We start from the raw sequence: 26,608 nt of genomic DNA on the forward strand, positions 1-26,608 counted from the left end.
CGTGGTGCCTGGGAACGGCCCGCTCGGTCGCGGGCGACAACACGGGTGGGGCACCGGCGGGTGGCTCTTCCGCATGGAGAGCCACCCGCCGCACCGTGGGGAGCGGCGGATGGCTCGTGCGCGCTACATCTGGATGTAGTCCGCCTTGTCGTTCCAGTTGCCGCCGGTCGGGTAGCCGGCCCTGGGGAACTTGTAGCAGTAGCCGTTGCCGAGAGAGATGAACGGGTCGGGCATGGCGGTGCGCGCGTCGTGGACGAGTGCGGCGCCCATGTCGCGGTTCACGCTCACCCCGCTTCAGGCGCTTCAGCGCCCTGGTCGCCGCAGCGAGTCTCTGGGCGTCGACCATCTGCCCGACCAGCGCCTCGGAGAAATCGGGCATCGGCTCCGTCGGCGACAGACATGACATCGCCACACGGTGCCGGCGGGCGGAGCGGGCGGTGTTGCGGAGCACGTTTGCGAGTCCACACCGACAAGTGTCCGCAGGGGCCGGCCGGTTCCATGGCTCGACGAAACAGTTTCCGCCGACTGCGGCGGAGTCCCCTCCCCACGCCCCGGTCCGGCCCAGGGGAGCGCCCATCACCCGCGGCGGCGGGCTGCCCCTTTCCCGCCCCATTGCCTAGGCTCACGCGTGTGCAGTGGCAGCAGTTGCTCGGCTTCGTCGTCGCGGTCGTCCCTCTCACCCTGATCCCGGGCGCCAGCTTCACCCTCGTCACCCAGCGGGTGATCGCCGGCTCCCGGGCCGATGGAGTGCTCGTCACCCTTGGTACGGCGACCGGGCTCCTGGTGCACGCGGCCTTCGCCGCCGTCGGGGTGTCGGCGCTGGTCATGTCGTCGGCTCAGGCACTGACGGTGGTGAAGCTGCTGGGCGCCCTCTATCTCGTCTGGCTGGGCGTGACCACCTGGCGTTCCGCGCGCCGGAGTGAGACGCCGAACACGCGGGGGCGGCCGCGGCTGCCGTGGGGACGGCTCGGGGGATACGGGCAGGGGTTCTGGTCCGATGTGCTCAACCCGAAGGCCGCCTCGGTCTATCTGACGCTGGTGCCGCAGTTCCTGACCTCCAGCCACCCCGTCGCACCGCAGATCGCCGTGCTCGCGGTCGCGCATGTGGGTGTCGTCGTCACCTGGCTCCTCTTCTGGACGTCGGTGGTCTCCGCCGCGCGGACCGTCATCGACACACCCCGGTTCCGGCGTGCGATGGCCCGCGCGGCGGGCGCGGTGCTGGTTGCCCTGGGGGTGCGTACCGCGGTGGTGCGGTGAGCGGAGGGTTCAGTCACGGGGAGCGGGCCGGTGGGCGCACTCGGCCCAGACCGTCTTTCCCGGGCCCACCCGGTCCGCCACACCCCAGCGGGTGGCGAGGGCGTCGACCAGGACCATGCCGCGGCCGTGGGCGTCGTCCGAGCGGGGGGTGACGCGGGCCGGCTGGGCGGGGTGGGCGTCGGAGACCTCGACGCGGACGACGCCGCGTCCGTCGTCGCAGGAGAGGTGGAGCGCGAAGTCCCGTCCGGGCACGTGGCCGTGCAGCACCGCGTTCGAGGCCAGCTCGGCGACCACCAGCGTGACCGCGTCGGAGAACTCCGTCCCGCGCGGGTGGCCCCACTCGATGAGCTGATGGGTGGCGAGCAGCCGCGCCAGACGGGCGCCGCGCCGGGTCGCGGAGAAACGCTGGGTGAAGGTGGCGGGGGTCAGCGCGGAGGTGTGAGGGGAGGTCATGAGAGCAGATTCCGGGAACGTCCCCCCGGTGAACAGGGACGTTCCCGATACAGGCGGCGGTGTCCCGGTGGCGGGTCGGGAGGCCGTACGGAGCCTCCGGAGCGAGGAATTCCGCGCGGTGTGACGCACATCCGTGCGGGAGTGGTCCCCTGAGGGTGACAGCCGGGCGGCGGCGGGCCGGGGGGCCCGAAGAGCCGCAGGTCGGTGGGGGCGCAACCCATACAGATTTCCTTGTACTGGTTGACTCCCTGGACTGGGTGGGTCACTGCCCGTGACCATGGTGGCCGTCGGCGTTGTACCGAGCGGCACAAGTCGGGTACGGGTACGAAAGGCGGGCGGGCTGCTATGGCGGCGGAGAACGGAGCCGGGACAGGGAGCGTCGGCGAAGCCGAACTGTCGGACAGTCTCAGAACCTTCGGCGCGGTGCTGAAGGCCCTGCGGGACGAAGCCCGGCTGACCCAGGAGCAGTTCGCTCCCCGGGTGCGGTACTCGGTGGCGTACATCGCCAAGATCGAGCAGGGCAAACGTTTCCCGCCGAGGGCTCTTCTGGACCGGTCGGAAGCGGTGTTGGGCCCGGTGGCGGCACGGGTGCTGGTGGCGGCGGCACGGAGCCTGACACGGAAGGCGGGGCTGGCGTCCTGGTTTCAGCAGTGGGCGGGGATCGAGGAAGAGGCGATCTCGCTGTACGCGTACGAGTGCAGTGTCATTCCGGGGTTGCTCCAGCCGGAGGCCTACATCCGGGCGGTGTTCGAGCGACGGCTTCCGCACCTGACGGAGGAGCAGTTCGAACAGCAGGTGGCAGGGCGGTTGGCCAGGCAACAGCTGATGACCGAGTTGCCGAACACCGCCTTCAGCTTCATCATCGAGCAAGCCCTGCTGGAACGTGGTCTGGGTGGTGCCGAGATCACCAAGGCTCTTCTGGACAATCTGCTCGCCATGGGCGGTCTCCGCAATGTGGAGATCCAGGTGATGCCCCTGCGCCAGGCGGATCATTCGGGATTCGAGGGGCCGATGCGACTTGCCGAGACGGACGAGCACCGCTGGATCGGCTACGTCGAAGCCCATGACAGCAGCATGCTGATCACCGATCCCAAAGCTGCCAGCGCCATGCTCCAGCGCTATGGCAAGATGCGCTCACAGGCTCTGAGCCGTCAGGCCACCACGAGCCTGCTGGAGCAGATGCGAGGAGCATGATGGGCACCACGGAACTGGTCTGGTTCAAGAGCAGCTACAGCGGCGGCGGGGGCGGCGACTGCGTCGAAATTGCCCTGAGAGCCGATGCCGTCCTGATCCGGGACTCCAAGGACACACGGCGGACACCTCTCGTCGTATCCCCCCACGCCTGGGCCGACTTCACCACACTCGCGGCGGAGGTGCGGTGACACTGATCTGGCGCAAGAGCAGCTACAGCAACGACGGCGGCGGCAACTGCGTCGAGGTCGCCGCCTGGTTCAAGAGCAGCCACAGCGATGGCGGCGGCGGCGACTGCGTCGAAATCTCGGTGAGAACCGCAGCCGTTCTGGTCCGGGACTCCAAGGACACCGAGCGCACCCCGCTCACCGTGTCCCCGAGTGCCTGGGCCGACTTCACCACACTGGCGGCCGGCTCTCGGCTCTGAGAGCCGTCGGCGCGGGCGGGTCCGGGATTCCGGGTCCGCCCGTGCGTGGGGCTCCCGCCGGGCGCGGGTCGTCGTCCGTCAGGGACGCCAGACAGCCGCGTACCAGGCCCCGCATCGTCCAGAGGAACACCGCATCGTCACCCAGCTCCCGGGCGTGGACGTGCTTGATGGGGAAGACCGAGAACTCCGGCGTCATCTGGGCCAGCACCTCCGTCCGCTGGGTGCGGGAGGCCGGGGTGCCGAAGACCGCCGTCGCGGCGATCGCCTGCTGGGCCACCGTGGACGCCATCCACGACGCCTGCCACGGTTCGAGTCCCAGCCGCACCAGACGCAGATGGGTCTGTTCGAAGCGGGCCATGCTCACCCGCGAGCCCGACTGGAGCTGGGAGAGATAGCCCGCGATCCCCGGGTGGTCCGTCACCAGCGCGCGCAGCGACACCGCGAGCGCCAGCAGGAAGTCCTCGACCGATTCGCCGTCGGTGTCCGGGGGGCTCCAGCGTTCCAGGATGCCCTCCGCGACCAGGAGTCGCAGTGATGCCTGGGACGGCACGTGTTTGTAGAGGGCGACCCGGGTGACGCCTAAGCTCTCGGCCACCGCCTGCACGGTGACCTCGTCCAGGGTCAGGGCGATACCGGCCTCGATGACCGCCTTGCGCGTGACCGTCCGTGGGCGCCCCCTCGGCGGTCGCCCGCCGATCGCTTCGGTTGTCATCCGCACAACAGTAGTCGCCGTAACGGGCTCACCAGGGCCGATCAGCGAATGCCCAGTCGTGCGCTCACCCAGTGCGGGTCCGGCACCACCGTCATGACCGCCGAGACGGCGACGATCACGGCCAGTACGGCGAGTTCGGCGCGGGCCGGGTTCCGGGCGTCCGGCCGGCCTCGGAGCATCCGGCGGCGGGCGGCCAGGGCCAGCGCGCAGGCGAGGGCGACCAGCAGCAGCTTGACGATCAGCACCCTGCCGTACGCCGAGGTGAGGACCACATCGGCGGGGAGCTTGCGCAGCGTGGAGGCGGTGCCGGTGAGGGCGAGGGCGGCCAGCAGCCAGGCGGCGGGGCGGGCGTAGCGGGCCAGGGCGGCGAGGGCCGCCGGGCGGTCGGCGCGGTGGAGCCACATCAGGCGCAGGGCGTAGAGGAGTCCGCCCGCCCACAGGGACGCGGCCGGCAGATGGACGGCGGTCAGCGCGGTGCCGATCTCGGGGGTGTACTGCTCCGGGTGGGCGCGCACCGACTCCGCCGCGACGACGGCGGTCAGCGGGAGGAGCGCGAGCCCGGGGCGGCGCAGGGCGGCACAGCCGGCGGCGGCGAGGAAGCCGTTGGCGGTGATGAGGAGGAGCCGGCCGTCCCGGGTGCCGTACGCGGTGGTCATGTCGATGGCGCTGACCTCGGCCAGGACGGCGATCTGGCCGGCCGAACCGGCCGCTCCGGCGAGTGCGGCGTACAGCGACCAGCCGCGCGGCAGGGCGCCGGGGGGTGCCAGCCGGGCACCGGCGAGTTCGCCGAGGTGGACCGCGAGGGCGGCGAGGACGGCCGTGCGCAGGACGGTGGTGGCTCCGGCGGCGGGGACCTTCAGCTCGCCGGTGCCCCGGGCGGCGAGATCGCCGCCGAAGAGGGCGGCGAGAAGAGCGATGAGCCCGCTCGTGAGGACGAGGGCGGCGGTCCGGCGGGCCGACCGGCGCGCGGCTCTGCGGCGGGCGGCCCGGCCGGGGGCCGGGGCCGGGGCCGGGGCCGGGCTCTGCTGGGGGGTGACGGCGGGGCCGTCACCGGGTGTCGCTGCCATGGCGCGGGTGACCGCTCCGGACCACCCCCCGGCGGCCGGGGCGAACGCCCCGGCCGGGTGCCGGGGAGCCGCTCCGGCAGGGTCAGGCCTTGTTCTTGTTGAGCGCGTCCCAGAACTCCTCGAAGGTCAGCCGACCGTCGCCGTTGGCGTCCTTGGTCTTGATGATGGCCTCGGCGACGGTCTCGGTGACATTGAAGTCGCCCAGCTGCGCCATGACGCTCTTGTACTCCGCGGCCGTGATGAGGCCGTCGCCGTCCAGGTCGTACCGCTCGAACGCCTTGCGCGCCGCTTCGATGTCCGCCACTGCTTACGCCCCTCCTAGGTGCACTGCGCACTACTGATGGAGATCAGATTATCGGCCCGCCCCGGTCGCTCCGTGCCAGGGGCCGTGGGCGACGATGGCGGCATGAGCGATGAACTGGCCCGTATCCTGCACGCCGCCGCCCGGGGGGAGTTCCCTCCGCCGGACGGCGGTACGACGGTGATCGGGCAGCCGAACGCCCGGGACGCGGGGGTGCTGGCGCTGACGGCGCACTCGGTGGTCTTCACGGACGAGGACCCGGAGTGGGTACGGGACCGGCTGGCGGCCACCCCGTCGGACTGGCTCGCCGCCTCGGTGCACCCGGTCTTCCTGGCCGCGATGCTGGCGCGGACGGGCCGGGTGATGGACACCGTCGACCTGGTGACGGCCGCCACGAGACTGCCGGGTCTGCCGGAGCCGGAGCTGCGGGAGATCGAGGACCCGGAGCACCCCCGGGTGGCGCGCGCCATGAAGCACCGGGACGGGGTGCGGGTGTGGGCGGCGGACGGCGGGCTGCTGGTACTCGGCCGGGGACTCGCGGGCCGCTGGGAGGCGGCGATCGAGGTGGACGAGGAGGCGCGCGGCCGGGGGCTCGGGCGGAGCCTCGCGGTGGCGGCCCGTCAGCTCGTGCCGGACGAGGTGGTGTGGGCGCAGCAGGCGCCGGGGAACGCCCGCAGTGTGCGGACGTTCCAGGCGGCGGGCTTCCGGCCGGTCGGCTCGGAAGCCCTCTTCTCGGCGCCCTAGGCCGTCTCTTCCGGATCTTGCCGGGCTCGCGAGCCCTGGTGCCGCGCCTCGCCGGTCCGGCCTGATCCGGGAGAAACTCCCCGGAGCCGCACTGGAGGTGGCCCGGAGACGTCTCGGGGAGGCGCCTCGGGGAGGGGCCGGGCGGGCACGAGGAGCCCGGCCCGGCCCGTGGCGGGCGTCAGCGGAAGACCCCCGTGTGGCCGAGCGAGTAGCGGCCCGGCTGCGGATAGACCGCGAGGCCGTGGGGGCCGTCGCCGACCGGGATGCGGGCCAGCTGCTTCCCGGTGCGGGTGTCGATGGCGTACACCTCGGCGTCGTACCGGCCGGAGAGCCAGAGGACCTTCCCGTCCGCCGAGACTCCGCCCATGTCGGGGCTGCCGCCGTCCGGCAGCCACCACTTCTTCGCGAGCTTGTTCTTGGCGAAGTCGAAGACGGAGACGGAGCCCTCACCCCGGTTGGGGATGTACATCTCCCGGGAGTCCCGGGAGATGTAGAGGCCGTGGGCGCCCTCGCCGGTGGGCATCAGCCGGGGGGTGGTGAACTTCTCGCCGTCGAGCACCCACACGCCGTGGGCCATCATGTCGGCGATGTAGAAGGTCTTGCCGTCCGGGGAGATCTTCACATCCTGCGGCATCGCGCCCTCGAACGGCAGCTTCTGCTGGCCGACGACCTCCATTCTCTCGGTGTCGACCTTCAGCAGCTCGCCGGAGAACTCGCAGGAGACGACGAAGTAGCGGCCGTCGGCGGAGAAGTCGGCGTGGTTGACCCCGAAGCAGGTCACCGGGGTGGTCTTCACCCGGTCCATGGTGTGCGGGTCGCGGAAGACCAGTTCGCGGTCGAGGGAGGCCATGACGACGGCGTGCTTGCCGTTGGGGGTGAAGTAGAGGTTGTACGGGTCGTGGACCTCGACCGGTTCGCCCGCCTCGCCGTTGGCGGGGTTGATGGGGGTGAGGGTGTGGCCCCGGTTGTTGTTGACCCAGAGCGTCTTGAGGTCCCAGGACGGGACGACGTGCTGCGGCTGGATGCCGACCGGGATGGTCTCCAGGATCTCGTAGGTCTTGGGGTCGATGACCGTGACGGTGTTGTCGTTGGTGTTGGGGACGTACACCCGGGAGGGGAACTTCCGCACCACCGGGGAGAGCATCCCCGGCCGGTCGGCGGCGTAGATGTCCTTCGGGTCGAGCACCGGCGGCATGCCGGGCAGTCCGGCCGGGGCGGCCGGCTCGGGCCTGGGGGGCGGGGCCGCCGCCTTCGACCTCTCGCGCTCGGTGCCGCCGGGCTGTTGCGGGATCTCCGCGCCACAGCCCGCGAGGAGGGCGATCAGGGCCCCGGCCGCCAGCGCGCCGGCCCGCCGGGTGAGTCTCAGTGGTGTGGTTCCTGGGTGCATCAGCTCAGCAGCTCCGTGGTGGTCACCGCACGCAGTCCGCGGCGGTCGAGATCGTCGAGGAGGGCGGGCAGCGCGGCGACCGTGTCCGCGTAGCCGAAGTGCAGGCTCACCACCGATCCGCGCTGGATCTGCCCGGTGACCGTACGGGTCACGGCCGCGGCCCCGGGGGAGGTGAAGTCGAGGGAGTCGAGGTCGTACGAGAGGACGTGCGGGTAGCCGGCCCGGTGGGCGAGGCGGGTGATCCTGGGGGTGGCGCGCTGGGTGCGGGAGGGGCGGAACCAGGTGCCGATGGAGCCGGTGAGTCTGCGGAGCCGGTCGGCGCAGCCGGTGATCTCGGCGTAGGCGTCGGCGTCGGACATCTCGGTGATGGTGAGATGGCGCTGGGTGTGGTTGCCGAGGTCGTGGCCGCCGTCGAGGATGCGGCGGGCGAGATCCGGGTGGTCGTCGAGCCAGCCGCCGACGGCGAGGACGGTGACGCGGGCGTCCGCGCGGGCGGCTTCGGCGAGGACGGCCCGGGCGGTGGCCGGGTCGCCGCCGCCGTGGAAGGTGAGTGCCACCCGGTCGCGGTCGCGGGGGCCGTGGACGATCTGCGCGGGCTGTCCGGGGAAGCGGCGGGCGGCGGGGGCCGGCCGGTGCGCGGGCCGGTGGGCCGGGCGCGGCGGGGCGGTGGAGGCGGGGGGCGCGGGCAGGTCCGGGGGCGGGAGGTCGGCGCGGGCCGGCGCCCGGTCGCGGGCGCGGCCCTCACCCGCGCAGCTCGTGGCCAGGCCCGCGGCGGTGGCCAGGGCCGCGGTCCGCAGGGCGCGGCGGCGGTCGATCGGGGTCACGGAGAGGGAGCGTAGGCCCGATTTGCGCAAAAAATGATGATTGCCCGCACGGGTGGCGTCTGCGGGTCGCGCCGGGCGGGGGCGGACCCACGGTCCATCTGATGCGGACAGATCAAGGAAACATTCGCCGCAAGCGAACTTCACGCACTATTTACCAGGCGAGTGGCCCAGCTCACCTGGGATTCACAAAAGATCTATCACCATTCGCCCCTTATGTCGGAGTAGAGGATTTTGATCCGGCGGCCCCCGTCTGCCATAGTCGCTGACACGACCCCCCTTGACCCGGGCCAGGTCGGCATCAGCGGCCGTGGAGACACCCCCCCTGCTCCACGGCGCTCCACAGAGGCCCCCGGCACCGACACCCTCGGTCCACGGGGGCTTCTGTGCGTCCGGGCCCGGCGATCAGACCGCGGTGGCGGTCGCGGCGGCGGTAGCGGTCGCGGGCGCGGTGGCGGTCGCGGTCGCGGTCGCGCTGGCGGTCGCGGTCGCGCTGGCGGTCGCGGTCGCGGTCGCGCTGGCGGTCGCGGTCGTGGTGGTGGTCACCGCGACGGTGACGGGCGCGGTGCCGCGGTCGGCGATCCGCATCTCGAACCAGGTGGTCTTGCCGCGCGGCAGCAGATCCACGCCCCACCGGTCGGAGAGCTTGTCCACCAGGAAGAGCCCCCGGCCGCTGATGTCCATCGGCTGGACCGGCAGCAGACAGGGCAGCCCGCGCGAGGGGTCGCGCACCTCGATCCTGATCCAGCCCCGGCGGCGCAGCATCCGCAGCCCGAAGACCCGGGCCCCGGTGTGCCGTACGGCATTGCCCACCAGCTCCGAGACGAGTAACACCGCGTACTCGGCGGTCTGGGCGGAGAGCGCCCACTGGCGGAGCACCACACAGTGGGTCAGCCGGCGGGCGGTCGCGGCGGATTCCGGGCGGGAGGGCAACCGGACCTCGGCCTCGGTGGGGTTGCCGTGCAACTCCAGCGCCCTCAGGGTCTGTTCGTCCTCGATGGCGGTCATCCACCGGGTGGCGACAGCACCGCCACGCTGCCGCGGTTGTTCCACACCTTCGAGGCCCGCCATGTCCCCCATCATCGCCGCACCGGGGGACTTCTGTGGCCGTTCCCGTGGAAGAGGGACGGGTGGGCACCCCCGTCCGGGGGTGCCGGTCCGCATATGACACCGGTGCGGGACTCTCGCCCCCGCCCGAGCCCACCTGCGCTGACTCCTTGTCAACAGGGGGCTCGGGGCCGGGTCGCGGGCCCCTTTCCCACAGCTGGATCGATTCTCTTCCGGGGCGCCCACCGGGTTGACGGCGCCCGGTCCCGCGACCGCCGGGGCGCCGGACCGCGCCATGTCAGAGGAATTCGGCCTTCCCGGGGCCGTCCTCGACGAAGCTGCGCATCCCGCGCTCGCGGTCCTCGGTGGCGAAGAGCCCGGCGAACCAGTTCCGCTCGATCGCGAGTCCGGTCCCGATGTCGGTCTCCAGACCCGCGTCGACGCTCTCCTTCGCGGCGCGCAGCGCGAGGGCGGGCCCCTGGGCGAGCTTCGCGGCCCAGGCGTGCGCCTGCTCGTAGACCTCGGCGGCCGGCACCACCCGGTCCACCAGGCCGAGGGCGAGCGCCTCCTCGGCGCGCACCTGGCGGCCGGTGAAGATCAGGTCCTTGGCCCTGGACGGACCGATCAGCCGGGCGAGCCGCTGGGTGCCGCCCGCGCCGGGGATCAGCCCGAGGAGGATCTCGGGCTGGCCGAGCCTGGCGTTGTCCGCCGCGATCCGGTAGTCGGCGCAGAGCGCCAGTTCGCAGCCGCCGCCCAGGGCGTAGCCGGTGACGGCCGCGACGACGGGCTTGGGGATGCGGGCGATGGCGGTGAACGACTCCTGGAGCGCGCGGGAGCGGACCACCATCCCGGCGTGGTCCATCTCCCGCATCTCCTTGATGTCCGCACCGGCGGCGAACACCTTCTCACCGCCGTACAGGATCACCGCCCGCACGTCATCGCGGCGGCCCGCCTCGGCGGCCAGTTCCAGCAGCCGGTCCTGGACGGCGATGTCCAGCGCGTTCATCGGAGGGCGGTCCAGCCGGATGGTGCCGACACCGTTCCGGACCTCGAAGTGCACAGTCGCAGTCGTCATGGAGGCAGGTTAACCGCCGCTAACGGGGCTGTGCCGGTGTGGTGGCTCACACCGCGGGGCCGGGGCGGGGGGAGAGGGTCCCGGGGGCGGAGAAGGGTCCCGGGGGCGGAGAAGGGTCCCGGCGGGTGCTGGGGGGCTTCCGGGAGGGGTGGGGCTACTTCTTCCACTCCTCCCAGGACATGTTCCAGCCGTTGAGGCCGTTCCCGGGCGCTATCCGCTTGTCCTTGGAGTTCTTGACGATCACCACATCGCCGAGGAGCGAGCGGTCGTAGAACCAGGCGGCCGGGGACTTCTTGTCGTATCCGCCGCGCACATCGCGCAGCCCCACACAGCCATGGCTGACATTCGACGATCCGAAGGTGCCGGACGAGGCCCAGTAGTTGCCGTGGATAAACGTGCCGGAATCGGAGAGCCGCATCGCGTGCGGCACGTCCTTGATGTCGTACTCCCCGCCGAATCCGACGGTGGCGCCGTTCATCCGCGTCACCTTGTGCTTTTCGCTGATCACCATCTGGCCGTTGTAGGTGGTGGTCGCGGGCGCCCCGGCGGTGATCGGAATGTTCTTGATCTCCTTGCCGTCCCGGACCACCCTCATCCGCTTGCTCTTGGCGTCCACCGTGGATATCTGGCTGCGGCCCACGGTGAACGAGACCGACTTGGCCTGCTTTCCATAGACACCGGGGCGGCCCTGCACCCCGTCCAGATTGAGTGTGAGGGTCACCTCGGTGCCGGGGGCCCAGTACTTCTCCGGGCGGAAGTCCAGCCGGTCGTTGCCGAACCAGTGGCTCTCGATCGGCACGGACGGCTCGGCCGTCACCCTGATGGCCCTCTCGACGGCGGCGGGGTCGGTGATGCCCCGGGTGAAGCGGAGGGAGACCGGCATGCCGACGCCGACCGTGGTCCGGTCCTCGGGGGTGTAGTGCCCGATGAAGGTGTTCTTCGGTACGAGGGTGGTGAAGACGGAGTCCCGGGCGGACTCGCGGCCGTCCTTGTCCCGGGCGACGGCGTGCACCCTGTACCGGGTGGAGCCCGCCAGATGGTGCAGCGGCTCCCACGCCGTGCCGTCCGCCGCGATCCGGCCCTCGACCTGCCGCCCCTTGTCGTCCCGCACGGTGACGGCGGTCAGCCTGCCGCCGGCGGCGGTGACCTTCAGGGCGCCGCTGGTGGCCACCGACTTCGCGCCGTCCCCGGGCAGCACGGTGACCACCGCGCGCGAGGCCTCGGCGACCGCCCGGCCGCCGTCCCCGCCCTTCCCGTCGTCGGCGGCGTCCGTGCCCCCGCCGCCCCCGCAGGCGGTCACCAGCACCAGCAGCGCCGCCGTGGCACCCGCCCGCAGAACGGAACCCCGGGCCCCGCCCGCCACACGGGCCGATTCCCTCGCTGTCGGACGCCCTTCCACCATGGTCTCTCCCCTCGCACGGCCTGGCCCCGGCCCGGCCCGCACACCCCCGCACGCCATCCGTACGCGCTCGAACAGACAACCACACGAGGGGGATTGGGCGCCTTCCGCTGTATGTCACCGTTCAGTCCCAAGTTGTCCGGTGAGGCGAGCCCCAAGCGGGGAAGAGGGGAATGCCCGGCAAAAGGATCGGAAAGAGCCGGGGAAAGGCCGGAAGGGAACGGGCGCGGGCCGAAAAGAGCCGGGGAGGGGAACAGGGAAGGGCACGGGAAGGGAACAGGGAGGGGAAAGGAGACCCCGGGCGCGCGGGTCAGTCCCGGGCGGGCTCCTGCTTCCACCGCTGCCATGTCATGTTCCACCCGCTCAGCCCATTGTCGGGCGGCACCACCTTCTCCGGGGAATTGACCACCTCCACCACATCCCCGATCAGGGTCCGGTCGAAGAACCAGCCCGCCGGGGTGTCCCCGCCGCCGCCCTTCACATCGCGCAGCCCCACACAGCCATGGCTGACATTGGCCCGGCCGAAGGTCTCCGGCGGCGCCCAGTAGTTGCCGTGGAGGAAGGTGCCCGTCCGGGTCAGCCGCATGGCGTGCGGCACGTCCTTGATGTCGTACTCCCCGCCGAAGCCGACCGACCCGCCGTCCATCCGGGTCACGTCGTGCATCTCGCTGACCACCATCTTCCCGTTGTACGTGGTCGACTTCGGCGCCCCGGCCGTGATCGGCAGGGTCGCCAGCAGGGCGCCGTCGCGCCGGACCTCCATCGTCTTGGCCTCGGCGTCGACGAGGGAGGTCTGCGAGCGGCCCACCGTGAAGGTGACGGTCCGGTCCTGGACGCCGTAGGCGCCGGGCGCCGCCTCCACGTCCCGCAGCCGCACATCGACGGTGACCTCGGTGCCCGGCTCCCAGTACTCCTCGGGCCGGAAGTCCAGCCGGTTCCTCCCGAACCAGTGCCCCTCGATCTCCACCGGCGGATCGGCCGTGACCTCGATGGCCCGCCGCACGGCGGCCCGGTCGGCGATGTCCTGGTTGAAGCTGAAGGAGACGATCATCCCGGTGCCGACGGTCGCCCGGTGCTCCGGCTTGAAGTAGCCGATGAAGCGCTGCTCGGGGACCTCGGTGGTGAAGGTGGTGTGGCGCGCCGAGCGGCGGCCGTGGCCGTCCAGGGCGACCACGTCGACGCTGTACTTGGCCGCGATGTCCAGCTTCCCCGGCGGGTCCGGGCGCCAGCGCAGACCGTCCTCGGAGATGGCCCCCGGGACATCGGCCGGCTTCTCGTTCTCGATCCGCCTCACCCTGACCCGCTCCAGCCGGCCGCTGGGCAGCCGCACTTCGAGGCGCCCGTCCGGGTCCACGTCCCGCGCGCCGTCCCCGGGGATCACCCGGATCGCCTCCTCGGGGGCCCGGGGCTTGCTCGCGATGTCGAGCGCGCCGCCGGTGCAGCCGAAGAGGCCGGTCACCAGCCCTGCCGATGCCAGGGCTGCTGCTGAGCCCCGGCCTGCCCGTCTCAGTACATGTCTCACGACCACCCCAACGACGGGGGCCCGGGAGGGAAACGTGGACCGCGTCCAGGAGTGGGAGGAGGGGCCCGGTGGGCACAACAGCGGAAGAGGACCGCGCGCGGGCCCCGGCCTCCCGGGGCCGGCGGCCGGGTCCCGCCGACCCCGGGAGGCCATCAGGTGTCGAGCACGGCGGAGCGGGAGCGGGAGTCGGGGGCGGGGGCGGGGGTGGATTTGGTGCCGGTGCGGGAGCCGGTGTCGGAGTCGGAGCCCGTGCCGGAGTCGGAATCGGTGCGGGAGGCGGTCCCGGTGGCGGAGGTGTGGCCGGGGGTGCCCGCGCCGCTCGGGGCGCGGTGCGGGACCGGGCCCGGCGGGACCCACGGCACCAACTTCGCGCTCTGGGCGGGCGGGGCCGAGGGCGTCGACCTCTGCCTCTTCGACGAGTCGGGCGCCGAGACCCGGCTGCCGCTGGCGGCCCCCACCGAGGGGATCTGGCACGGCTTCGTCCCCGGGGCCCGCCCCGGCCTGCGGTACGGCTACCGGGTGCACGGCCGCTGGGACCCCTGGACCGGGGCCCGCTGGAACCCGGCGAAGCTGCTGCTCGACCCGTACGCCCGCGCGGTGGACGGCGAGTACGCGCTGCCGCCCGAGGTCTACGGACATGTCCGCGACCGGGCCGGGCCATGGGCCGCCGACACCGTGCGCGACGACCGGGACTCGGCCCCGTACGTCCCCAAGGGGGTCGTGGTCCGGGACCACTCCCCCGCGACCGGGCCGCGCCCGGGGACCCCCTGGGCCGAGACGGTCCTCTACGAACTGCACGTCCGGGGCTTCACCCGGCTCCACCCGGACATCCCCGACCGGCTGCGCGGCACCTACGCGGGCCTGGCGCACCCGGCGGCGATCGGCCATCTCACCCGGCTGGGGGTGACCGCCGTGGAGCTGCTCCCCGTCCATCAGTACGCCCACGAGGACCATCTGCTGAAGCGGAACCTCCGCAACTACTGGGGGTACAACTCCATCGGGTACTTCGCCCCGCACGCCGGATACGCGGCCGGCGGGACCCGGGGCGAGCAGGTCGGCGAGTTCCGGTCGATGGTGGCGGCGCTGCACTCCGCCGGGATCGAGGTCATCCTCGACGTGGTCTACAACCACACGGCGGAGGGAGGCCGGCCGGGCCCGACGCTCTCCCTGCGCGGGATCGACAACCCGGGCTACTACCGGCTCCAGCCCGACGCCCGCGCGTACGCCGACCACACCGGGTGCGGCAACACCCTCCGTACCGCGCACCCGCCGGTGCTGCGGCTGATCACCGACTCGCTGCGGTACTGGGTGACCGAGATGGGCGTGGACGGCTTCCGCTTCGATCTGGCGTCCGCGCTGGCCCGTACGGCGGACGGGGTCGACATGGAGTCCCCGTTTCTCGCGGCGCTCGCCCAGGACCCCGTACTGCGGGGGGTGAAACTGATCGCGGAGCCCTGGGACCTGGGTCCCGGCGGCTACCGGCTGGGCGCCTTCCCCGCCGAGTGGAGCGAGTGGAACGACCGCTACCGGGATGCCGTACGGGACTTCTGGCGCGGCGCGCTGCCCGATGTGCGGGAGCTGGGGTACCGGCTCTCGGGGTCCAGCGATCTCTACGCCCCCGGCGGGCGCCGGCCGCGCGCCTCCGTCAACCACGTCACCGCGCACGACGGATTCACCCTGCGGGACCTGGTGAGCCACGAGCGGAAGCACAACGAGGCCAACGGCGAGTCCAACCGCGACGGCGCGGACGACAACCGCTCCTGGAACTGCGGCGCGGAGGGCGAGACCGACGACCCGGGGATCAACGCCCTGCGGCGGCGCCAGGCGCGCAATCTGCTGACCACGCTGCTGCTGTCGACGGGGGTCCCGATGCTGGTCGCGGGGGACGAGATGGGGCGTACCCAGGGCGGCAACAACAACGCGTACTGCCAGGACAACGAGGTGGGGTGGGTGGACTGGTCGCCGGTCACCCGCGCGGGGGCGGGCGGTCTCTCCGGGGAGCGGGAGCGGTCAGGGGCACTGGAGCGGGAGCGGGAGCGGTCAGGGGCACTGGAGCGGGAGCGGGAGCGGTCGGGGGCGCTGGAGCGGGAGCGGGAGCGGTCGGGGGCGCGCGGGCTGCTGGATCTCACCACCCGGCTGCTCGCCCTGCGCCGGGACCATCCGGCACTGCGCCGCGCCGACTTCTTCTCCGGGCGGGCCGGGGCGGCGGACGGGCTGCCGGACCTCGCCTGGTTCACCGCGCGCGGCACCGAGATGACCGAGCGGGACTGGTACGCGCCCGCCGCGACGCTCGCTCTGCGGCTCTCCGGCCGGGACATCCCCGGCCGGGACGCGCGGGGGCGGCGGATCACCGGCGACAGCTTTCTGCTGATCCTCCACGCGGGGGACGCCCCGGTGGACTTCACCCTGCCGGGTCCGCCGTGGGCGTCGGCGTACGAGGTGCTGGTGGACACGGAGCCCGAGGACCAGTCGGGCGCGCCGGGGGCGGTGCGCGCGGGAGGGGAGGCGGTGGCGGTCGGGCCGAGGGCGGCGCTGCTGCTGCGGGTGGTGCCGGGGAGCGGGGCGGAGGGCGGGGCGGAGGGCGGGGCGAAGGGCGGGCCCGGTGGATAAATCGGATGAGGGCTGTCAGGGATGAACCGTAGGCTCACTCCTGATGTCCACTTCACACATAGCTCCCGAGGGCCGGTCCGCCGTACGCTCACTGCTGCGGCTCTGGCCCTATGTACGGCCGGTCCGGGCCCGGCTGTTCATCGCGGCCCTCATCGCCATCGTGGCCTCCTGTCTGAGCCTCGTCATCCCGCTGGTGCTGAAGTGGATGGTGGACGGTCCGATCGCCGACCGCGACCCCGGCGGAGTGTGGCTGGGGGCGCTCGCGCTGCTGCTGCTCGGCTTCGCCGAGGCGGTGCTCTTCGGTATCCGCCGCTGGCTGGTGGCCCGCCCGCTGGCGGGGGTGGAGGCGGCCATGCGGGCCGGGCTCTACGCCCATCTCCAGCGGCTGCCGGTGGCCTTCCACGACCGGTGGGCGTCGGGGCAGCTGCTGTCGCGCGGCACCACGGATCTGGCGCTGATCCGGATGTTCCTCGGGTTCCCGCTGACCTTCCTGCTGGTCAACGGCACCACCATCCTGGTGGGCTTTGTGATCCTGTTCGCGCAGGAGTGGCTGCTCGCGCTGGTGCTGCTGGTTCCGGTCGTACCGCTGATGATCCTGATCTCCTGGTTCGAGTCGCGGTACGCGTTCGCCGCGCGCCGCGCCCAGGACCAGGTGGGCGATCTGACGACACTGATCGAGGAGAGCGTCCTCGGCATCCGGGTCGTCAAGGGCTTCGGCCGCCACCGCAGCCAGGCCCGCGCCTTCACCGCGATGTCGCACGAGCTGCGCGGCACGGAGCTGGCCAAGGCCAGGCTGCTGGCCTGGATCTGGTCGGCCGTCACGGTGATCCCGGAGATGGCGATCGGCTCCGCGCTGGTGCTGGGCACGGTCCAGGTCGCGGACGGGGATCTGTCGGCGGGCACGCTGGTGGCGTTTCTGTCGATCGCCCTGGCGCTGCGGTGGCCGGTGGAGTCGCTCGGCTTCCTGCTGGCGATGTGCCAGGAGGCGGCCACGGCGGCGGACCGGTACTTCGAGGTGATGGACGAGAAGCGGGAGCCGGACACCTCGGAGGCGGCTTCGGTGCCGGCTTCGGCTTCGGCTTCGGCTTCGGCTTCGGCTTCGGCTTCGGCTTCGATGTCGGGCTCGGCTCCGGCTCCGGCGGCGGCTCCTGCGGCGGGGCTGCGGTTCGAGGGGGTCCGGTTCCGCTATCCCGACACGGCCGACGACACCCCGCCCCTGCTCGACCGGATCGATCTGCACATCCGGCCCGGCGAGACCATGGCCCTGGTCGGCGCCACCGGCAGCGGGAAGACCACCCTCACCGCGCTCGTACCCCGGCTGCACGAGGCGACCTCCGGCCGGATCACCCTGGACGGCGAGGACATCGCGGCCATGCCCAGGGAGCGGCTGCGCGGGCTGGTGTCCGTGGCGTTCGAGGAGCCGACGCTCTTCTCCGCCACGGTCGGCGAGAACGTCCTCATGGGCGCGGGGGACGGCGACGCGGCGGAGAGGGCCGAGGATCTGGAGCGGGCGCTCCGGGTGGCGCAGGCACAGTTCGTGCACGGCCTCCCGGACGGAGTGCGCACCGAGGTCGGTGAGCAGGGGCTGAGCCTCTCCGGCGGGCAGCGCCAGCGGCTCGCGCTGGCACGGGCGGTGGTCGGCAGACCCCGCTTCCTGGTGCTGGACGATCCGCTGTCGGCGCTCGACGTGCACACGGAGGCGCTGGTGGAGGCGGCCCTGCGGGAGGTCCTGGAGGACACCACGGCGCTGGTGGTGGCCCACCGGCCGTCCACGGTGCTGCTCGCGGACCGTGTGGCGCTGCTCTCCGAGGGGCGGATCGCGGCCGTGGGGACGCATCAGGAACTGCTGCGGACGAGCGCGGAGTACGCCTGGCTGATGTCGGGTGCGGAAAGCACAGAGGGCGCAGAGGCCACTGAGGGCACAGAGGGCGCAGAGGGAGAAGGGGACCCACGATGACCACCACCGCCTCCGGGCCGGAGGCCGCCCAGGCGCCCCCGCCGCCCGCCGCGCCGCCGGCCGAGCAGCCCGCCGATCACTTCGACCGGGACGATCTGCCCACCGTCAAGGGCGCGACCGGCACGCTGCTGCGGTCGCTGCTCCGGCCGCACCGCCCCCGGCTGATCCGGCTCGTCCTGATCCTGCTCGTCCAGCAGGCCACCATCCAGGCGGGCCCGCTGCTGGTCGCCTACGCCATCGACCGGGGCGTACCCGCCTTCCGGGAGCAGAACTACGGGCCGCTGATCGCGGTCGCGACCGGTTACGCCCTCTGCTCGCTGGGCGCGGGGCTGTTCCAGTATCTGTTCATCCGGGTCTCCGGGGTGCTCAACCAGGATGTGCTGCTGGATCTGCGCGGCCGGATCTTCCGCCACTCGCAGGCCCTGAGCCTGGACTTCCACGAGCGCTACACCTCCGGCCGGCTGATCTCGCGCTCCACCTCGGACGTGGAGTCCCTGCGCGAGCTGCTGGAGGAGGGGCTCCAGGAACTGATCGACGTGGTGCTGGCCTTCGTCTACATCTCGGTGATGCTGCTCTGGCTGGACCTGGGGCTCGGCGGGGTCGCGATCGCGTCCTTCGTACCGCTGTTCCTGCTGGTGCGGATCTACCGGCGGCGCGCGGGGGTCATCTACAGCACCCGGTCGACCGCCATAGCCGGGGTGATCGTGAAGTTCACCGAGACGCTGAACGGCATCCGGCCGGTGCGGGCGTTCCGCCGGGAGCGGGCCAACGATGAGGCGTTCCGGGTCCTCAACGACCACCACGGCCGCAGCAACGGGGACACGCTGATCGAGATGGCGCGGTATGTCGTCGGCTCGCGGCTGGTGGCCAACACGGCGGTCGCCGGGATCGTGCTGTGGGGCGCCTACCGGGTCGCCGACGGGACGCTGGCGCTGGGGGTGCTGGCGGCGTGTGTGCTCTATCTGCGGCGGCTGTACGACCCGATCGACCGGCTCGGGATGTTCCTCAACTCCTACGAGAGCGCCGTCGCGTCGCTGACGAAGATCGCGGGACTGCTGGCCCAGACGCCGAGCGTGCCCGAGCCCGAGCGCCCCGGGGAGCTGCCGCCGAGGCGCGGCGGGGAGCCGGGCAGGGCGGTCGTCTTCGACCGGGTGCGGTTCGCCTACCGTACGGGCGGTGAGGTGCTGCCCACCTTCGGTCTGACCGTCCCGGCGGGCCAGACGATCGCGGTCGTCGGCTCCACGGGCGCGGGGAAGTCGACGCTGGCGAAGCTGCTGGCCCGGTTCTACGACCCGACGGAGGGGCGGGTGCTGCTGGACGGGGTGGATCTCCGGGAGCTGGCGCTGCCGGAGCTGCGGCGCGGGGTGGTGATGGTGACGCAGGAGGCGTTTCTGTTCTCCGGGACGGTCGCCGAGAACATCGCCATCGGGCGTCCGGACGCGAGCCGCGCGGAGATCGAGGCGGCGGCGAAGGCGATCGGCGCGCACGATTTCATCAGCGCGCTGCCGGAGGGGTACGACACGGACGTACGGAAACGCGGTGGCCGGATCTCGGCCGGCCAGCGGCAACTGGTGGCGTTCGCCCGAGCGCTGCTGGCCGACCCGGCGGTGCTGATCCTGGACGAGGCGACCAGCTCGCTGGATGTTCCGGGGGAGCGGGCGGTGCAGCGGGCGATGGACACGGTGCTGAGGGGGCGGACGGCGGTGGTGATCGCGCACCGGCTGTCGACGGTGGAGGTGGCGGACCGGGTGCTGGTGATGGAAGGGGGGAGGGTGGTGGAGGACGGTTCGCCGGGGGAGCTGATCGCCGCGAAGGGGCACTTCGCCAACCTCCACCAGGCTTGGCGGACGAGCCTGGCCTGAGGCTGTGGTGGGGGCTCCCCGCGGTGCGGGGTCTGTGGCACAGGGGGCGTCCTCAATCTCCCCCGGAGCTGCCCCCAGACGGGCTGGGATTGCCCGGGCCACCCGTCGCGCGAGGGCCGGCCACCGGCGCCGGACGCACACCAACCCAGCTGGTACCCGCGCCGAGCGCTCACGGTGCATCCCGCTCGGGGCGCGGTCAGCTCGTTCCTCACGGAGCAGCCCGCCGCCACCGCGGCCGGGGCCCGCACCATCGGGGGATCTCGGCGGCCCGGGAGGCGGTCGGCGACTGCCGGGGGCGGGGCGTACGCCGCGCTGTGGCGGTCCTGGCATGGAGGGAGCGGCCCGGAACCGGTCCGTGACCGACGCTCGTCTGAGACGATGCCCCCCGGTCCGGGGGTTGGGTCGCGCGGGAGGAGTACCGGTGGAAGCTCTGCGACCGGGTGATCCGGAGCGGGTGGGTGGCTACCGGCTGGTGGGCCGGCTGGGCTCCGGCGGGATGGGGGACGTCTTTCTGGGGCGTTCGGCGGGTGGCAGGCCCGTGGCGGTGAAGGTGGTCCGCGCGGAGTACGGGGCCGATCCGGGGTTCCGGCGGAGCTTCGCGCGGGAGGTGGCGGCGGCCCGGCGGGTCGGCGGGTTCTTCACGGCGCAGGTGGTGGACTCCGATCCGTACGCGGAACGGCCCTGGCTGGTCAGCGCCTATGTGCCCGGGCCCTCCCTGCGGGAGGCGGTGGACGGGCACGGCGCGCTGCCGGCCGGCGCGGTCCGGGTGCTGGTGGCCGGGCTGGCGGAGGGGCTGGACGCGATCCACGACCGCGGGCTGGTGCACCGCGATCTGAAGCCCGGGAATGTGATCCTCGCGGGGGACGGGCCGCGTGTCATCGACTTCGGGATCGCCCGCGCCCTGGAGGCGACCTCGCAGACGACGACCGGGGTGATCCGGGGGACCCCGGCGTACATGTCCCCGGAGCAGGCGCGCGGTGACCGGGAGGTGGGGCCCGCGAGCGATGTCTTCTCGCTGGGGTCCGTGCTGGCCTTCGCGTCGGGGGGCGCGGCGCCGTTCGGGGAGGGCCATCCGGCGGCGGTGCTGTACCGGATCGTCCACGAGGAGCCGGATCTGTCGCGCGTCGATGGCGCCTTCCGTTCGCTGGTGGCGTCCTGTCTGGCCAGGAATCCGGCGGACCGTCCGTCGATGGCGGAGATCGTGGACACCTGCGGCGGCGGGGAGCCGGTGAGCGGGGAGTGGCTGCCGCCGGCCGTCTCCGCGTCGGTGGGGGGCGTACCGGCGGGCGGGGTGGGGGACGGCGGGCTCTCCGGGCCCGGGGAGCCCGAGGGCGTGGAGTCCGGGTGGAGCGGGGTGGCCTGGGGGGCGACGGTCGCGGAGTTCCGTGAGCGGTTTCCGGGGACCGCGCGGCGGAACGGTGACTGGTGGGTGACGGGGCTGGACCCCGAGCCGTTCTGCGGGATCGCGATGTCCACGCAGTACGCCTTCAACGGGCGCGGCCGGCTGTATCTGGTGGCGTTCTACCCGTCGGTGGAGGACCGCGAGCGGCTCGCGGGGGCGGTGCTGGCGGAGCTGGGGGCGCCCGATGACGAGACCACGCGGTGGACGCGGGGGGAGGTCGTGGTGGAGGTGAAGGTGGCGGGGGTGGTGGCCAGCATCACCCACCGGGGGTTCGCCACGGCCTGACCCCGGCCCCGCGGCCCGGGTGGCCGAATCCCCCACCCATGACCGGTGGCTCCGTGTCGCGGGGCGCGGGCCCTGCGACACGGGGTCCGTTCACATGCCGGACAGGCTGAGCGTGCGCCCGCCTCCCGTGGCGCGGGTCGGTTCCGGAACTCCCCCGGAGCCGCCTCGGGGAGTTGATCCCGGACGGGCTGGACTGCCCCCGTCACCGACAGATCAGAGCCCCCAGCCCCCCCAGCCCCTCCGGCGATTGAGGAGCGGGGGTTCGGCTCCACCGGCGATCGAGACACACGCAGCCGGCCTCCCCGGCCCTTGAGGAGCACGACCTCAGCCCCTCCGCGATCGAGCAGCACCACCCCGGCCCCACCGGCAGCCCAAGCACCCCAACCCCACCGGCGGCCCCAGCCCCCCCCCAGCCCCTCCGGCGATTGAGGAGCGGGGGTTCGGGGGCAGGCCCCCGACCCGGGCCCGCGCCGGGCGGGGGGGCAGGCAACATGGGCGCAACGTTCGGTTAACGAACACCCCCCCTCGCTCAACGGACGAATTCCGGCCAATTCTTGACGCGCCCCTGACAGAAACTGGTTACTCCTGCCACTCTTCCCCCGTTCCTCGAACACTCGCTCGGCATGCTCTGCCCGGACGGCCCGCCCTGCCGTCCGGTACCGCCTTCGCAGAAGGAGTACGCGTGAGATCCACCTCCCGCCGTCGCACCACCGCGACCGGAGCCCTCATCGCCACCGCCGCGCTCGTGGCCGTCGGCTTCCAGGCCGGCCCCTCCTCCGCCGCCGGCGCGGCGGCCTCCCCCGCCGCCGCCAAGGCGGGGAAGGCCGACCCGGGCGCCCTGCCCGTCGCGCTGACCCCCGCCCAGCGGGCGGAGCTGATACGCGAGCAGAGCGCCGGCACCGCCGCCACCGCCCGGGAACTCGGGCTCGGCGCCCAGGAGAAGCTGGTCGTCCGGGATGTGGCCCGGGACCGCGACGGCACCGTCCACACCCGCTACGAGCGCACCTTCGGCGGCCTCCCGGTGCTCGGCGGCGACCTCGTCGTCGCCGAGACCGGGGCCGGTGTCACCGAGTCCGTCACCAGGGCCTCGCGCACCGCCCTCAAGGGCGTCGCCACCAAGGCGCTGATCGCCCCGGCGGCGGCCGAGAAGCAGGCCCTGGCCCGCGCGAAGGCGGAGGGCTCCACCCGCACCGACGCGGACCGCGCGCCGCGCAAGGTGGTCTGGCTGGCGCAGGGCGGCAAACCGGTGCTGGCGTACGAGACGGTCGTCGGCGGCCTCCAGCACGACGGCACCCCCAACGAGCTGCACGTCGTCACCGACGCCGCCACCGGCGAGAAGCTCTACGAGTGGCAGGCGGTGCACAACGGCACCGGCAACACCCAGTACAGCGGGCAGGTGACGCTCGGCTCCACCCAGTCGGGGTCCACGTACAACCTCACCGACCCCGGGCGCGGCAACCACCGCACCACCAATCTGAACCGGGGCACCTCCGGCGCCGGCACCCTCTTCTCCGGGCCGGACGACATCTGGGGCAACGGCCTGCCCGCCAACACCGAGACCGCCGGCGCGGATGCCGCCTACGGCGCCGGGGTGACCTGGGACTACTTCAAGAACGTGCACGGCCGCAGCGGGATCAGGGGCGACGGGGTCGGCGCCTCCTCCCGGGTCCACTACGGCAACAACTACTCCAACGCCTTCTGGACCGATAGCTGCTTCTGCATGACCTACGGCGACGGCGCGGGCAACGCCAAGCCGCTGACCTCCATCGATGTCGCCGCGCACGAGATGACGCACGGCATCACCTCGTCGACGGCCAACCTCGTCTACAGCGGGGAGTCCGGCGGGCTGAACGAGGCGACCTCCGACATCTTCGCGGCGGCGGTGGAGTTCCACGCCAACAACCCGCAGGACCTCGGCGACTACCTCGTCGGCGAGAAGATCGACATCCGGGGCAACGGCACCCCGCTGCGGTACATGGACCGGCCGAGCCGGGACGGCTCGTCCAAGGACTACTGGTACTCGGGCATCGGCGGAGTCGACGTCCACTACTCCTCGGGCCCGGCGAACCACTGGTTCTACCTCGCCTCCGAGGGCAGCGGCGCCAAGACGCTCAACGGCGTGAGCTACGACTCGCCGACCTCCGACGGGCTGCCGGTCACGGCCATCGGCCGCGAGAAGGCCGCGCTGATCTGGTACAAGGCGCTCACCACCAAGTTCACCTCGACCACCAACTACGCCGCCGCGCGCACCGGCACGATCGCGGTGGCGACGGAGCTGTACGGGGCGAACAGCGCCGAGGTCGCCGGTGTGACCAACGCCTGGGCCGCCATCAACGTCGGCGCCCGCCCCGGCGGCGGCAACCCCGACCCGGGCACCAGCTTCGAGAACACCGCGGATGTCTCCATCCCGGACAACGGTGCCGCCGTGACGTCCGCGGTGACCGTCTCCGGCGTGGCGGGCAACGCCCCGGCGACGCTGAAGGCCGCGGTGGACATCGTCCACACCTGGCGCGGTGACCTGGTGGTGGACCTGGTCGCCCCCGACGGGTCGGTGTACTCGCTGAAGCCGTACAGCTCCTCCGACTCGGCGGACAACGTCCAGGAGACCTACACGGTCAACGCGTCCTCCGAGGTCGCGAACGGCGTCTGGAGGCTGCGGGTGCAGGACCGCGCCGCGCAGGACACCGGGTACATCAACAACTTCAAGCTCACCTTCTGACCCGGGACCGCACGGACCGGCGATGACCCGTTCGCCCGGGGGAGGAGCCACGGCTCCCTCCCGGGCGACACCCGTTTCCGGCCCGTTCCCGTTCCCGTTCAGGCGGGGAGGTATCCACGCGCGGCCACCAGTTCCCCGGTGAGACGGGTGAACGCGCGCGCGGCGGCGCTGCGGTAGCCGCTCTCCCGGCGGAGCAGCGACACCGTGCGGGCCGGCAGGGCCGGTTCGAGGGGGATGGGGCTCAGATGGGGGTGGTCGTGGGCGATGGCGTCGGGCAGCACCGTGGCGAGGGGGGTGCGGCGGACGATCTCCGTCAGGGCCTGGATGGAGTTGGCCTCCACGACGATCCGGGGGCTGACGCGGTGCCGGGCGAAGTAGGCATCGGTGTGGCCCCGGGTGGCGAAGTTCCCGCTGAGGAGCGCGAGCCGGTGACCGGCCAGCTCCGCCACGGGGAGCGGACGCCCGCGTCCCGCCTCCGGCCGGTGCGCCCCCACGACCAGGCTGAGGGTCTCGGTGAACAGCGGGGTGGCGGCGATCCCGGGCAGATGGGGCCCGGCGAAGGCGATCCCGATGTCGAGTTCGTCGGCGAGCAGCCCGGCCTCGATGCGGTCCTGGGTCATCTCCTCCACGTCGAGCGTGATGCCGGGGTGGCGGGAGTGCACCTCGGCGACGAGCGGGCCGATGAGATACGCGGTGAAGGTCGGGGTCACCGCGAGCCGCAGGCTGCCCCGGGAGAGGTCGGCCACGTCGAGCACCGCCCGCTCGGCGGCGGCCAGGTCCCGCAGCGCGCGCCGGGCGTAGTGCACATAGGTCTCCCCCGCGTCGGTGAGACGCACGGTGCGGCCCGTGCGGTCGAGGAGCTGTACGCCCACGGCGCGCTCCAGCTGCTTGATCTGCTGGGAGAGGGTGGGCTGGGAGATCCGCAGGTCCTCGGCCGCGCGGGTGAAGTTGCCGTGCTCGGCGACGGCGAGCAGATAGCGCAGATGACGCAGTTCCATGGCCATGAGACCAATCATAGATCAGATCAATAGCAATCATGCCTACTACGTCTTGGACACTATAGATACAGGTCATGCAGGGTGGATTCCGTCAGCCCGATCGGGCCGACGCCCACCGAAGGGAGTGACCCGTGCACGATCTCGTCCAGGGCCTCACGCGTTTCCAGCGGGAGGTCTTCCCCGGCAAGGCGGAGCTGTTCGGCAGGCTCGCCGGCACCCACCGGCCGGGAACCCTGTTCATCGGCTGCTCCGACGCCCGGGTGGTGCCGGAGCTGATCACCCAGAGCGAGCCGGGTGAGCTGTTCGTCATCCGTACTGCCGGAAATCTCGTCCCGGCCCACACCCCGGGCGGCGACGGCATCGCGGCCAGCGTCGAGTACGCCGTGGCGGTGCTCGGCGTCCGTGACGTCGTGGTGTGCGGGCACTCCGCCTGTGGCGCGATGACCGCGCTGGCCGAGGGCCACGACCTCAGCGGAGCGCCGGCCGTCGCCGGCTGGCTGCGGCACGCGGACGCCTCCCCGGCCCGCACCGCGACCGGCGGCACCGCGGCGGAGTCGGTCGCCGCCCTCGTACGCCGGAATGTGCTGGCGCAGCTCACGAATCTGGCCACCCATCCCCCGGTGGCCCGTGCGCTGGCGCGGGGAACGGTCACACTGCACGGCTGGGTCTTCGACATCGCCACCGGCGCCGTCGAGGAACTCGACCCGGGCGCCCACCCGAACGGCCACCGCCCGGCGGCCCTCGCGGCCTGACCCCCGCGCGTCCGCCACACCCTCCCGCGACCCGCCGTCCCCGCCACCCCGGCGGCGTACGGCCCCACCCCGAAAGGACACCCCTCCCATGGCGCACTCCCAGTTCGACCCCACCGCCCGCCAGGCCCTCGCCAACGCCGCCGTCGACGCCAAGACGCGCAAGGACCTGACCTGGCAGCAGATCGCCGATGTCACCGACTTCTCGGTGGCCTTCGTGACCGCCGCCGTGCTCGGCCAGCACCCGCTGCCGGAGGCCGCGGCGCAGGCCGTCGCCGAACTGCTGGGCCTGGACGACGACGCGGCGCTGCTGCTCCAGACCATCCCCACCCGGGGCTCGATCCCCGGCTCCGTCCCCACCGACCCGACGATCTACCGCTTCCACGAGATGATCCAGGTCTACGGCACCACCCTCAAGGCGCTGGTGCACGAGCAGTTCGGTGACGGCATCATCAGCGCGATCAACTTCAGGCTCGATGTGAAGAAGGTCGCCGACCCCGACGGCGGCGAGCGCGCCGTGATCACCCTGGACGGCAAGTACCTGCCGACCAAGCCCTTCTGAACCGGATCGGCCGAGGGCCCGTGCGGGGCCGGACCGCACCGGAGCGGTGATATCACCGCCG

General features: G+C 72.6%; 23 protein-coding genes and 1 pseudogene. 12 read left to right on the top strand and 12 right to left on the bottom strand.

Going from position 1 to position 26,608, the window contains the following annotated elements; genetic code table 11:
• Positions 1 to 123 precede the first annotated feature (123 nt).
• Entirely contained in the window at positions 124 to 288 is a 165-nt protein-coding gene (locus tag ACWCRA_RS07095) for a hypothetical protein (RefSeq protein WP_451066992.1), read from the bottom strand.
• A 342-nt stretch (positions 289 to 630) separates the two neighbouring features.
• Here ACWCRA_RS07095 and ACWCRA_RS07100 point away from each other — a divergent pair, with 342 nt between their 5' ends.
• Positions 631 to 1,257 (top strand): LysE family translocator, encoded by a 627-nt coding sequence (locus ACWCRA_RS07100; protein ID WP_351548759.1) that lies wholly within the window; start codon positions 631 to 633, stop codon positions 1,255 to 1,257.
• Between the two features lie 9 nt (positions 1,258 to 1,266).
• Here ACWCRA_RS07100 and ACWCRA_RS07105 read toward each other — a convergent pair whose 3' ends face one another.
• Positions 1,267 to 1,710 (bottom strand): ATP-binding protein, encoded by a 444-nt coding sequence (locus ACWCRA_RS07105; protein WP_451066993.1) that lies wholly within the window; start codon positions 1,708 to 1,710, stop codon positions 1,267 to 1,269.
• A 345-nt stretch (positions 1,711 to 2,055) separates the two neighbouring features.
• Between ACWCRA_RS07105 and ACWCRA_RS07110 the strand changes: the two genes are divergently transcribed.
• From ACWCRA_RS07110 to ACWCRA_RS07120, 3 genes are read left to right on the top strand one after another with little or no spacing between them, the layout of a single operon-like run.
• Positions 2,056 to 2,904: a helix-turn-helix domain-containing protein gene (locus ACWCRA_RS07110; protein WP_351548754.1), complete on the top strand. Its 849-nt coding sequence runs from the start codon at positions 2,056 to 2,058 to the stop codon at positions 2,902 to 2,904.
• Positions 2,904 to 3,092, top strand: a complete 189-nt coding sequence (locus ACWCRA_RS07115) for a DUF397 domain-containing protein (protein WP_451066994.1) — start codon at positions 2,904 to 2,906, stop codon at positions 3,090 to 3,092. Before ACWCRA_RS07110 ends, ACWCRA_RS07115 begins: the two co-directional genes overlap by 1 nt.
• Positions 3,089 to 3,328 carry a DUF397 domain-containing protein gene (locus ACWCRA_RS07120; RefSeq protein ID WP_451066995.1) on the top strand — a complete coding sequence of 80 codons (240 nt, stop codon included), beginning with the start codon at positions 3,089 to 3,091 and terminating at the stop codon, positions 3,326 to 3,328. The genes ACWCRA_RS07115 and ACWCRA_RS07120 overlap by 4 nt, the downstream gene beginning before the upstream one ends.
• Here ACWCRA_RS07120 and ACWCRA_RS07125 read toward each other — a convergent pair.
• The 3 genes from ACWCRA_RS07125 to ACWCRA_RS07135 form a co-directional block, all read right to left on the bottom strand.
• Positions 3,297 to 4,040: a TetR/AcrR family transcriptional regulator gene (locus ACWCRA_RS07125; RefSeq protein ID WP_351548745.1), complete on the bottom strand. Its 744-nt coding sequence runs from the start codon at positions 4,038 to 4,040 to the stop codon at positions 3,297 to 3,299. The two genes, ACWCRA_RS07120 and ACWCRA_RS07125, sit on opposite strands and share 32 nt — an antisense overlap.
• A gap of 41 nt (positions 4,041 to 4,081) precedes the next feature.
• The gene (locus tag ACWCRA_RS07130) at positions 4,082 to 5,107 is read right to left on the bottom strand and encodes a CopD family protein (protein WP_451066996.1); all 1,026 of its coding nucleotides are present in this window, start codon (positions 5,105 to 5,107) and stop codon (positions 4,082 to 4,084) included.
• 82 nt (positions 5,108 to 5,189) lie between these two features.
• Positions 5,190 to 5,411 (bottom strand): EF-hand domain-containing protein, encoded by a 222-nt coding sequence (locus ACWCRA_RS07135; RefSeq protein WP_351548739.1) that lies wholly within the window; start codon positions 5,409 to 5,411, stop codon positions 5,190 to 5,192.
• A gap of 102 nt (positions 5,412 to 5,513) precedes the next feature.
• Between ACWCRA_RS07135 and ACWCRA_RS07140 the strand changes: the two genes are divergently transcribed.
• Positions 5,514 to 6,152, top strand: a complete 639-nt coding sequence (locus ACWCRA_RS07140) for a GNAT family N-acetyltransferase (protein ID WP_351548736.1) — start codon at positions 5,514 to 5,516, stop codon at positions 6,150 to 6,152.
• A gap of 178 nt (positions 6,153 to 6,330) precedes the next feature.
• Here ACWCRA_RS07140 and ACWCRA_RS07145 read toward each other — a convergent pair whose 3' ends face one another.
• From ACWCRA_RS07145 to ACWCRA_RS07170, 6 genes and pseudogenes are all read right to left on the bottom strand, one after another.
• A complete protein-coding gene (locus tag ACWCRA_RS07145) occupies positions 6,331 to 7,539 on the bottom strand; it encodes a YncE family protein (protein ID WP_351548733.1) in 1,209 nt (402 codons plus the stop codon).
• Positions 7,539 to 8,363, bottom strand: a complete 825-nt coding sequence (locus tag ACWCRA_RS07150; protein WP_351548730.1) for a polysaccharide deacetylase family protein — start codon at positions 8,361 to 8,363, stop codon at positions 7,539 to 7,541. Before ACWCRA_RS07150 ends, ACWCRA_RS07145 begins: the two co-directional genes overlap by 1 nt.
• A 567-nt stretch (positions 8,364 to 8,930) precedes the next feature.
• Positions 8,931 to 9,443, bottom strand: a pseudogene (locus ACWCRA_RS07155) (ATP-binding protein); the annotation flags it as partial.
• A gap of 262 nt (positions 9,444 to 9,705) precedes the next feature.
• Complete coding sequence (locus ACWCRA_RS07160) at positions 9,706 to 10,482, bottom strand: enoyl-CoA hydratase/isomerase family protein (protein WP_351548727.1); 777 nt, start codon at positions 10,480 to 10,482, stop codon at positions 9,706 to 9,708.
• A gap of 154 nt (positions 10,483 to 10,636) precedes the next feature.
• On the bottom strand, positions 10,637 to 11,881 hold the full coding sequence (locus ACWCRA_RS07165; RefSeq protein ID WP_451067042.1) for a L,D-transpeptidase: 1,245 nt from the start codon (positions 11,879 to 11,881) through the stop codon (positions 10,637 to 10,639).
• A gap of 310 nt (positions 11,882 to 12,191) precedes the next feature.
• Positions 12,192 to 13,403: a L,D-transpeptidase gene (locus tag ACWCRA_RS07170; protein ID WP_351548721.1), complete on the bottom strand. Its 1,212-nt coding sequence runs from the start codon at positions 13,401 to 13,403 to the stop codon at positions 12,192 to 12,194.
• Between the two features lie 156 nt (positions 13,404 to 13,559).
• Here ACWCRA_RS07170 and glgX point away from each other — a divergent pair, with 156 nt between their 5' ends.
• From glgX to ACWCRA_RS07195, 5 genes are all read left to right on the top strand, one after another.
• Positions 13,560 to 16,013 carry a glycogen debranching protein GlgX gene (gene glgX / locus ACWCRA_RS07175; RefSeq protein ID WP_451066997.1) on the top strand — a complete coding sequence of 818 codons (2,454 nt, stop codon included), beginning with the start codon at positions 13,560 to 13,562 and terminating at the stop codon, positions 16,011 to 16,013.
• A 43-nt stretch (positions 16,014 to 16,056) separates the two neighbouring features.
• Complete coding sequence (locus tag ACWCRA_RS07180) at positions 16,057 to 17,970, top strand: ABC transporter ATP-binding protein (RefSeq protein WP_451066998.1); 1,914 nt, start codon at positions 16,057 to 16,059, stop codon at positions 17,968 to 17,970.
• On the top strand, positions 17,967 to 19,832 hold the full coding sequence (locus ACWCRA_RS07185) for an ABC transporter ATP-binding protein (RefSeq protein WP_451066999.1): 1,866 nt from the start codon (positions 17,967 to 17,969) through the stop codon (positions 19,830 to 19,832). Before ACWCRA_RS07180 ends, ACWCRA_RS07185 begins: the two co-directional genes overlap by 4 nt.
• Before the next feature lie 421 nt (positions 19,833 to 20,253).
• Complete coding sequence (locus tag ACWCRA_RS07190; RefSeq protein ID WP_451067000.1) at positions 20,254 to 21,519, top strand: serine/threonine-protein kinase; 1,266 nt, start codon at positions 20,254 to 20,256, stop codon at positions 21,517 to 21,519.
• A 682-nt stretch (positions 21,520 to 22,201) separates the two neighbouring features.
• Positions 22,202 to 24,238, top strand: a complete 2,037-nt coding sequence (locus tag ACWCRA_RS07195; protein WP_351548710.1) for a M4 family metallopeptidase — start codon at positions 22,202 to 22,204, stop codon at positions 24,236 to 24,238.
• 98 nt (positions 24,239 to 24,336) lie between these two features.
• Here the strand turns inward: ACWCRA_RS07195 and cynR are convergent, their stop codons facing one another.
• On the bottom strand, positions 24,337 to 25,242 hold the full coding sequence (gene cynR / locus ACWCRA_RS07200; RefSeq protein ID WP_351548707.1) for a transcriptional regulator CynR: 906 nt from the start codon (positions 25,240 to 25,242) through the stop codon (positions 24,337 to 24,339).
• Positions 25,243 to 25,367: 125 nt separating this feature from the next.
• On the opposite strand from cynR, the gene ACWCRA_RS07205 reads away from it, so the two are divergent.
• Both ACWCRA_RS07205 and cynS read left to right on the top strand, forming a co-directional pair.
• Positions 25,368 to 25,988 carry a carbonic anhydrase gene (locus tag ACWCRA_RS07205; RefSeq protein WP_351548704.1) on the top strand — a complete coding sequence of 207 codons (621 nt, stop codon included), beginning with the start codon at positions 25,368 to 25,370 and terminating at the stop codon, positions 25,986 to 25,988.
• Between the two features lie 88 nt (positions 25,989 to 26,076).
• Positions 26,077 to 26,547, top strand: coding sequence for a cyanase (gene cynS, locus ACWCRA_RS07210; protein ID WP_351548701.1), 471 nt, complete (start codon positions 26,077 to 26,079; stop codon positions 26,545 to 26,547).
• Positions 26,548 to 26,608: the final 61 nt, after the last annotated feature.

It is taken from the genome of Streptomyces sp. NPDC001889, assembly GCF_053594535.1.